Annotated in this window: 8 protein-coding genes; 3 read left to right on the forward strand and 5 right to left on the reverse strand. The window is 76.1% G+C overall.

Annotation, left to right across the window (positions count from 1 at the left end; genetic code table 11):
* Nucleotides 1–49: 49 nt before the first annotated feature.
* Nucleotides 50–508 (reverse strand): DUF4383 domain-containing protein, encoded by a 459-nt coding sequence (locus ACRYR7_RS22520; protein WP_432574348.1) that lies wholly within the window; start codon nt 506–508, stop codon nt 50–52.
* A 29-nt stretch (nt 509–537) separates the two neighbouring features.
* Between ACRYR7_RS22520 and ACRYR7_RS22525 the strand changes: the two genes are divergently transcribed.
* Nucleotides 538–828, forward strand: a complete 291-nt coding sequence (locus tag ACRYR7_RS22525) for a hypothetical protein (protein ID WP_432574349.1) — start codon at nt 538–540, stop codon at nt 826–828.
* Nucleotides 829–894: 66 nt separating this feature from the next.
* Here the strand turns inward: ACRYR7_RS22525 and glgX are convergent, their stop codons facing one another.
* Complete coding sequence (gene glgX / locus ACRYR7_RS22530; RefSeq protein ID WP_432574350.1) at nt 895–2,967, reverse strand: glycogen debranching protein GlgX; 2,073 nt, start codon at nt 2,965–2,967, stop codon at nt 895–897.
* A gap of 154 nt (nt 2,968–3,121) precedes the next feature.
* Between glgX and ACRYR7_RS22535 the strand changes: the two genes are divergently transcribed.
* Together ACRYR7_RS22535 and ACRYR7_RS22540 are read left to right on the forward strand one after the other, a co-directional pair.
* A complete protein-coding gene (locus ACRYR7_RS22535; protein ID WP_432574351.1) occupies nt 3,122–3,577 on the forward strand; it encodes an ATP-binding protein in 456 nt (151 codons plus the stop codon).
* 50 nt (nt 3,578–3,627) lie between these two features.
* Nucleotides 3,628–5,160 (forward strand): hypothetical protein, encoded by a 1,533-nt coding sequence (locus ACRYR7_RS22540; protein ID WP_432574352.1) that lies wholly within the window; start codon nt 3,628–3,630, stop codon nt 5,158–5,160.
* 15 nt (nt 5,161–5,175) lie between these two features.
* Here the strand turns inward: ACRYR7_RS22540 and ACRYR7_RS22545 are convergent, their stop codons facing one another.
* The 3 genes from ACRYR7_RS22545 to ACRYR7_RS22555 are packed head-to-tail and all read right to left on the reverse strand — an operon-like array spanning nt 5,176 to nt 8,097.
* Entirely contained in the window at nt 5,176–6,210 is a 1,035-nt protein-coding gene (locus ACRYR7_RS22545; protein ID WP_432574353.1) for a LacI family DNA-binding transcriptional regulator, read from the reverse strand.
* 2 nt (nt 6,211–6,212) lie between these two features.
* Nucleotides 6,213–7,136, reverse strand: coding sequence for a carbohydrate ABC transporter permease (locus ACRYR7_RS22550; protein WP_432574354.1), 924 nt, complete (start codon nt 7,134–7,136; stop codon nt 6,213–6,215).
* A 7-nt stretch (nt 7,137–7,143) separates the two neighbouring features.
* Nucleotides 7,144–8,097: a carbohydrate ABC transporter permease gene (locus tag ACRYR7_RS22555; protein WP_432574355.1), complete on the reverse strand. Its 954-nt coding sequence runs from the start codon at nt 8,095–8,097 to the stop codon at nt 7,144–7,146.
* Nucleotides 8,098–8,236: the final 139 nt, after the last annotated feature.

Consider the following 8,236-nt stretch of genomic DNA (forward strand, 5'->3'; position numbering starts at 1 on the left):
GCCCGCCCCCCGCGCTGCGGGGGACGGGCGCCGTCGGGCGCGGGGCGGCTCAGAACATGCCGTGCTGCTCGATCTGCTTGGCGCGCGAGCGGTTGGCGGTGATCAGGAAGACCAGGCCGAGGCCCAGGTAGAGCCAGTTGCTGGCGGCGTCGGTGGGCAGCACGCGCGCCGGGGAGTTGGCCACGATGCCGGCGCCGGCGATGCCCATCCCGATGAGCAGCAGCGCGTGCAGGACCACGCTCTTGTGCGCCTGGCGCACGGACCCGGCGAAGACCAGCACCGTGATCCCGTACAGGAACAGCAGGGTCGAGGTGACGACGGAGACGGTGAAGACCCCGAACAGCTGGGCCCCGCTGCGGAAGAAGCCCATCTCGTCGTAGTTCGTCGTGATCCCCGGGATGAGGCCCAGGACCCCCAGGACCGTCAGCGCGATCCCGGTGATGCGGGCGTGCTGCCGCACGGGGCCGCCCCTGCTGGTCACTGATTCGATGGCCGCGGCACTGGTCATGCAGTCATGGTGGCAGGAACGCGCCGCGCGTGCGTCCCCGGGTGCCGCCGCGCCGGGCGGGGGTGCCGCTGACCGCCTGCCGCCTGCGCGTGGACCCGGCCGCCGTGGCCGCCCGCCCGCGCCGGCGCCACGCCCGCGACCACGAGGCCGGCGACCCGGAGGCGCTGGAGTGGCACCTGCGGCGCAGCGTGGAGCTGGAGGGGCTCCTGGAGGGCGCCGGCACCGAGGACGTCGTCGTGGACGTGGACCCCGGCCGCACGCCGCTGCAGGTGGCGCGGGCGGTGCTCGACGCCCTGGGCTGGGACGCCGCGCGCCCCTGACGCGGCGCGCCCCAGACCGCGGCGCCACCGCCCGGGGCACCGCGGGCGGGGGCGCCGCGGGGGTGCTCAGACCGAGCGCAGCACCGTGGTGGAGCGGTCGCGCACCAGCAGGGTGGCGACCTCGGCGCCCACCTGCTGGTCGGGGTCGCTGGACATCGCCAGCGTCCAGGGCCCGCCCGGCGCCGGCGGCACCGTGAACTCCACGGCGTTGTCGGCGGCGTTGACGAGCAGCAGCACCGTGGGCGAGCCGGTCGCGGCGAACTGCACCGCGAACGCCTTGGCGTTGCCGTCCTCCCAGTCCGGCCCCTCCATGGGCACCCCGTCGGCGCGCAGCATCCGCACCGTGTCGCCCACGCCCTCGGCGGGGCCGCGCTCGGAGCCGCCGGCGCCGTCGGCGCGGTCGCCGCGGTACCAGGTGGCGCGCAGGGCCGGCGTCTCGCGGCGCAGCCGCAGCAGGTCGCGGGTGTACTCCAGCAGGCCGGTGTCCACCGCGTCCCAGTCGAACCAGGAGATCTCGTCGTCCTGGCAGTAGGCGTTGTTGTTGCCGCCCTGGGTGCGGCCCAGCTCGTCGCCGCCGAGCAGCATCGGGATGCCGGCCGAGACCAGCAGGCTGGTCAGCAGGTTGCGGCGCTGCCTGCCGCGCAGCGCGTTCACCTCCTCGTCGTCGGTGGGGCCCTCGGCGCCGCAGTTCCAGGAGCGGTTGTCGCTCTCGCCGTCGGCGCCGCCCTCGCCGTTGGCGTCGTTGTGCTTCTCGTCGTAGGCGGTGAGGTCGGCGAGGGTGAAGCCGTCGTGGGCGGTGACGAAGTTGACGCTGCACAGCGGCGAGCGCCGGTCGGCCTCGTAGACGTCGGGGCTGCCGGTCAGGCGCTGGGCGAACGCGCCGAGGTCGCCCTGCCCGCGCCAGAAGTCGCGCACGTCGTCGCGGAACTTCCCGTTCCACTCCGACCAGCGCGCGGGGAACCCGCCGACCTGGTAGCCGGCGGTGTCCCACGGCTCGGCGATGAGCTTGACCGGGGCCAGCACCGGGTCCTGGTGGACGATGTCGAGGAAGGCGCTGTGCACCTGCGCCTCGCCCCACTGGCGGGTCAGGGTGGTGGCCAGGTCGAAGCGGAACCCGTCGACGTGCATCTCGGTGACCCAGTAGCGCAGCGAGTCCAGGACGAGCTGCAGCGCCGCCGGGTGCGAGACGTTCAGGCTGTTGCCGGTGCCGGTGGTGTCGTAGTAGTGCTGCGGCTCCTCCTCCACCACGCGGTAGTAGGAGGAGTTGTCGATGCCCTTGAGCGACAGCGTCGGGCCCAGGTGGTTGCCCTCGGCGGTGTGGTTGTAGACGACGTCGAGGATCACCTCGATGCCGGCGGCGTGCAGGGCCTTGACCATCGCCTTGAACTCGGCGACCTGGGAGCCGTCGTCGCCGGTGGAGCTGTACTCGTTGTGGGGGGCGAAGAAGCCGATGGAGTTGTAGCCCCAGTAGTTGCGCAGGCCCTTCTCCGCCAGGTGGGAGTCCTGCACGAACTGGTGCACGGGCAGCAGCTCCACGGCCGTGACGCCCAGGTCCAGCAGGTGCTGCACGGCGGCGGGGTGGGCCAGGCCGGCGTAGGTGCCGCGCAGCTCCTCGGGCACCCCGGGGTGCCGCTTCGTGAAGCCCTTGACGTGCACCTCGTACACGACGGTGTCGGCGGCCGGGGTGCGCGGCGGGGCGTCGTCGCCCCAGTCGAAGGCCGGGTCGACGACGACGGCGCGGGGCACCGAGGGCGCGGAGTCGGCGTCGTTGCGCTGCTCGGGGTCGTCGAAGAGGTGCCCGAAGGTCTCCTCGCCGGCGCCCCACTGCCCCTCCACCGCCCGCGCCCAGGGGTCCAGCAGCAGCTTGGCGGCGTTGTAGCGCAGCCCCTCGGCCGGCTCCCACTCCCCGTGCACGCGCAGGCCGTAGCGGGTGCCGACGCCCGCGCCGGGCACCAGGCCGTGGAAGACGTGCCCGGTGCGCTCGGTCAGGCGCACCCGCCGCTCGCGGCCGTCGTCGTCGAAGAGGGCCACGTCGACGGCCTCGGCGGTCTCGGAGTACACGGCCACGTTCAGCGCCCCGGGCCGCAGGGACGCGCCTAGCGGGTAGGGGGTGCTCGGTCCGGCGTTCTGCTCGCTCACGGGGCGACACTGACCGAGCACGCGCCGCCGCGCGAGTCGGGACGCCGGTCGGGGCGGTCGGGGGGCGGGCCGGGGAGGGTGGGAAGCTGGGGGCGTGCGGCCGGCCCGGAGGAGCACGGCGGGCCGCGGAGGATCGGAGACGACGCGCGGGACCATGGACGACGCCACGAACGAGGCCACGCAGCAGGGCGTGCCGCGCAGCGCCGACGGGCGCACCGCCGGCGGCGACGCCGATCGGTGGCACCTGGAGCTGGAGCACCACCTGTCCTCGGTGCCGCAGGCGCGGCACTGGGTCGTGCAGCGCTGCGCCCGAGCGGGCGTGCTGCCGGCCGCGCTGACGGTGGTGGAGCTGCTGACGGCGGAGCTGACGGCCAACGCGGTGCTGCACGGGCGCCCCCCGGTGCGGCTGGACGTGGAGCGCACCGCCGGGGGCGTGCGCGTGGCGGTGGGGGACGCCGAGCCCGCCCCGCCGGTGCGGCGCTCGGTGGGGCCGGAGGCCACCGGCGGGCGCGGCGTGGCCCTGGTGGACCTGCTCTCGAGCACCTGGGGCGTCGAGGAGCGCGCCGACGGCAAGACGGTGTGGTTCGCGGTGGACGCGCCGGACCGGTGAGGCCCGCCGAACGGGCCTGCGGGCGCCCGGCGCGGCGGTAGCGTGCGGCCGTGCTGAAGGTGGCGGCCCAGCGGTCGCGTCGGGTGCGGGGCCCGCTGCTCACCGCCGCGGTCGCCGCGGCCGGCTTCTGGGTCGCCCGCGGCGCCCTGGTCGACGACGCGTACATCACCCTCTCCTACGCCCGCAACGTCGCGCTGCACGGCACGTGGGGCCTGCTGAGCGACGTGCCCTCGGCCACGGCCACCTCGCCGTTGTGGGTGCTGCTGCTGGCCGCGGCCACCGCGCTCGTGCGCGACGCGCTGTGGGCGCTGGCGGTGGTCCACGTCGCCGTGGCCGCCGCGACGACCGCGGTCCTGCAGGCGCTGGCGCGCCGGACGGGGCTGCCGGCGTGGACCGCGCCGGTGGCGGTCGGCGCGGTCCTGGTCAACCCCCTGGTGCTCAGCGTGGTGGGCATGGAGAGCCTGCTGCTGGTGGCGCTGTTCGCCGCGACGGCCCTGGCCGGGGCCGCGGCCCGCCCGGCGCTCTTCGGGGCGCTGGCCGGGGCGGCCTTCCTGACCCGCATGGACGCCGCCCCCGCCCTCGTGGCCCTGGCGCTGTGCAGCCCGGCGGTGCTGCGCCGCCTGCACGTGGCGGTGCCGGTCGCCGCGCTCACCGCGGCCACCTGGACGACGTGGAGCTGGTTCGCGCTGGGCACCGCGGTGCCCGACACGTTCGTCATCAAGAGCCAGCAGCACAGCTGGGGCCCGTGGTCGGTGGTCAACGGCTGGCGGTGGTTCGTCGAGCTGTACGGCGCCGACGCCGTCGTGGCGTTCGCGCCGCTGGCGCTGGCCGTGCCGGCGCTGGTGGTGACCGCCGCGCGGGCCCGCGCGCTGCTGCCGTGGCTGGCCCTGACGCTGGCGGGCGTGGTGCACGTGGCGACCCTGGCGGTCGTGGTGGTGCCCCCGTACCACTGGTACTACGCCCCGGCCGTGGCCTGCTGCCTGCTGGGCGCGGTCGCGGCGCTGGCCTCGCTGACCGCGCCGGCCGCGCCGGCCGCGCCGGGCGCGCCGGGCGCGCGCCGGTCTCGGCGCACCCCGCGCCGCGCCCCGCGGCGGGTGCGCCCGCCGGCGCTGCCGGCGGCCGCGGCCGTCGCCGGCGCCGCCGCGCTGCTGGTGCCGGCGCTGGTCGTCGACGCCGGCCGCGCCCTGCCGTGGCGGGTGGTGCCGGTGCAGACGAACTGGGCGACCTCGGACGCCTACGACGACATGGGGCGCGGCCTGCGCGAGGTCCTGCGCGGCGAGCGGGTGCTGACCTTCGGGGAGATCGGGCACCTGGCCTACGTGTGCGACTGCGTCGTGGACGGGTTCGCCGACCCCGCGCTGGTCCGGGACGGGGTGCGCCGGGCCGTGCGCGAGGCCGGCCCGGTGCTGCGCCCGGTGCTGGAGCTGAACTACCGCCACCGCGACGCCGCTCAGCGCCCGGTGCCGCTGGTGGGGCGCCTGGAGGTGCTGCCGGTCTCGCGGGAGGCCCCGGAGCCCTCGTGGCCGCTGGACCTGCTGCCCGGCGGCGGGACGGTCCACCTCGTGCGCGAGCCCCGCGGCTGAGCGCGGGCGGGGCGCTCAGGGCGCCGAGGCGCGCACCACCAGGGAGGTGGGCACGGTCGTGGCCAGCGGCTGACCGCCCTCGATGCCGTCGGCGACCAGGCGCACCATCTCGCGGCTGATGCGGTCCAGCGGCTGGTGCACGCTGGTCAGCGGCGGGTCCAGGGTGGCGGCCAGGCCGGTGTCGTCGAAGCCGACGACGGCGACGTCGCCGGGCACCGAGCGCCCGGCCGCGCGCAGCGCCGCCAGCGCCCCGGAGGCCATGAGGTCGGAGGCGACGAACACCGCGTCCAGCTCCGGGTCGGCCGCCAGCAGCGAGCGCATCGCCGCCTCCCCGCTGCCGCGGCTCCAGTCGCCGTGGCGCACCAGCTCCGCGCCGGCGCCGCCGGCGCGCAGCACGTCGCGGTAGCCCTCCAGGCGGTCCACGCCGCCGGGGGTGTCCAGCGGCCCGGTGATGGTGGCCACGCGCCGGCGGCCGGAGGCCAGCAGGTGCTCCACGGCGGAGCGGGCCCCGGCGCGGTCGTCGGCGGCGACGGAGCTGATGCGCCCCTCCAGGCCGAGCACCCGCCCGCAGGCGACGACGGGCACGTCGGTGGCGGCGAGCTGACCGGGCAGCGGGTCGCCGGCGTGGGAGGAGACCAGCAGCACCCCGTCGACGTGGCGGCCCTGCAGGTAGGCCAGGACGCGGGCGCGCTCGTCGCCGGTGCCGGCGATGAGCAGCACGGGGGTGAGGCCGCGCTCGGACAGCGCCTGCGCCACCCCGCGCAGCAGCACGGAGAAGACCGGGTCCTCGAAGAGCAGGTGCTGCGGCTCGGTGAGCAGGAAGGCGATGGAGCCGGAGCGGCCGGTGACCAGGGAGCGCGCGTGCGGGTTGGCGGTGTAGCCGGTGCGGGCGATGGCGTCCTGCACGGCGCGGGCGGACTCGGGGCTGACCCAGTCGTGCCCGTTGAGCACCCGGGAGACCGTGGCGTAGGACACCCCCGCCTCGCGGGCGACGTCGCGGATGGTGGGCCGCTTGCGCGGGGCCGGGGGGCGGGTGGTGGGCTCGGGCACGCTCACCCCTTGACCGCGCCGCTGGTCAGGTCGACCTGCCAGTAGCGCTGCAGGCACAGGAAGAGCGCCACGAGCGGCAGGATCGACAGCAGCGCGCCGGTCACCACGGAGGTGTACATGGCGGGCTGGGAGGCGCCCTGGTTGAGCAGGCCGTTGAGCCCCACGGTCACGGGGAAGAGCTTGTCGTCGCCGAGCATGATGTAGGGAAGCATGAAGTTGTTCCAGATCGCCACGAACTGGAAGAGGAACACCGTCACCAGGCCGGTGCGCATCATCGGCAGCGCGATGCGGGCGAAGAGGCGCGCGTCGCCGGCGCCGTCCACGCGGGCGGCCTCCACCACGTCGTCGGGCACGGCGGCCGCGGCGAAGATGCGGGCCAGGTAGATGCCGTAGGGGCTGATGACGCTGGGCAGCAGCACCGACCAGTACGTGTTGGTCAGGTCCGCCTTCGCCAGCAGCAGGTACTGCGGCACGGCCAGGACCACGCCGGGCACCAGGACGCCGGCGAGCAGCACGTTGAACACGGCGCCCTTGCCGGGGAAGGAGTACTTCGCCAGGCCGAAGCCGGCCATCGCCGAGACGAGGGTGGAGGCCAGCGCGCCGACGCCGGCGTACAGGGCGGTGTTGAGCATCCAGCGCCAGAACACCCCGTCGCGGTGGGCGGACAGGTCGGCGACGTTGTCGAGCAGGTGGGTGCTGGGCGCCAGGGTGAAGGTGGAGAACAGCTCCGAGGCGCTCTTGGAGGAGGCCACGAGCACCCACAGCACCGGCAGCAGGCAGTACGCGGCGCCGATCAGCAGCGGCAGGCTGACGGCGGCGGCGGGCCGCGGGGCGGCGGTGCCCGACCGCGGGCGGCGCCGGGCGGGGGTGCGCCGGGCCGGCGCGGGCGCGGCCGGCGGGGTCAGCGGGGCGGAGGTGGTGGACACGGCGGGCTCACTTCTCCTGGTCGAAGGCCCGGTTCCCGACGAGCTTGAGGAACCCGAAGGACAGCACGAGCATCACGAGGGCGATGACGACGGACGTGGCGGCGGCGGAGTAGACGTCGTTGCGGACGAAGGCGTCGCGGTAGACCTTCATCAGCGGCGTCCACGTCGAGGAGATCGAGTTGCTCAGCGGGCGCAGGGTGGTGGGCTCGGCGAACACCTGCAGGGTGGCGATCATCGAGAAGATGAACGTCATGACCAGCGAGGGCGCCACGATCGGCACCTTGATGCGCAGGGCGATCTGCACGTCGCCGGCGCCGTCGAGGCGGGCGGCCTCGTAGACGTCGCCGGGCACCGAGCGCAGCGCGGTGTAGAGCACGATCATGTTGAACCCGACGCCGCCCCACAGGGCGATGTTCGCCACGGCGAAGACCACCAGCCGGGAGGACAGCAGGTCCGGGGCGGGCAGGCCGAGCGCCTCGAGCACGTCGACCAGGGGGCTGACGCGCGGCAGGTACAGGAACCCCCACAGCAGCGAGGCGACCACGGCCGGCACGGCGTACGGCAGGAAGATCGCGGTGCGCGCGAAGCCCCCGACGCGGGTGCGCCCGGAGTCCAGCAGCAGGGCCAGCGCCAGCGCCAGCGCCATCATCAGCGGCACGAGCACGAGGCCGTACAGGCCCACGCGGCCCACGCTGCCCAGGAACTCCGGGTCGCTCAGGGCGCGGGCGTAGTTGTCCAGCCCGGCCCAGGTCTCGCTGCGCCCGGCGGAGCCCAGGCCCAGGCCCTTCACCTCGACCTTGCGGAAGCTGAGGTACAGCGCGTAGGCGATGGGCGCGGCGAGGAACGCGGTGAACAGCACGACCGCCGGGGCGAGGAAGCCGTACGGGGCGAGGGCGCGGCGCGGGCGCCGCGCGGGGGCGGGGCGCACCGGGGCGCCGGCGCGGGGGGTGGTGGTGGCCACGGGGACTCCTGGGACGGGTGGGCGGGGGGGGGGGGGGGGGGGGGGGGGGGGGGGGGGGGGGGGGGGGGGGGGGGGGGGGGGGGGGGGGGGGGGGGGGGGGGGGGGGGGGGGGGGGGGGGGGGGGGGGGGGGGGGGGGGG

Origin of the sequence: Kineococcus gurbantunggutensis, assembly GCF_050871925.1 — a bacterium.
Taxonomy (GTDB): domain Bacteria; phylum Actinomycetota; class Actinomycetes; order Actinomycetales; family Kineococcaceae; genus Kineococcus.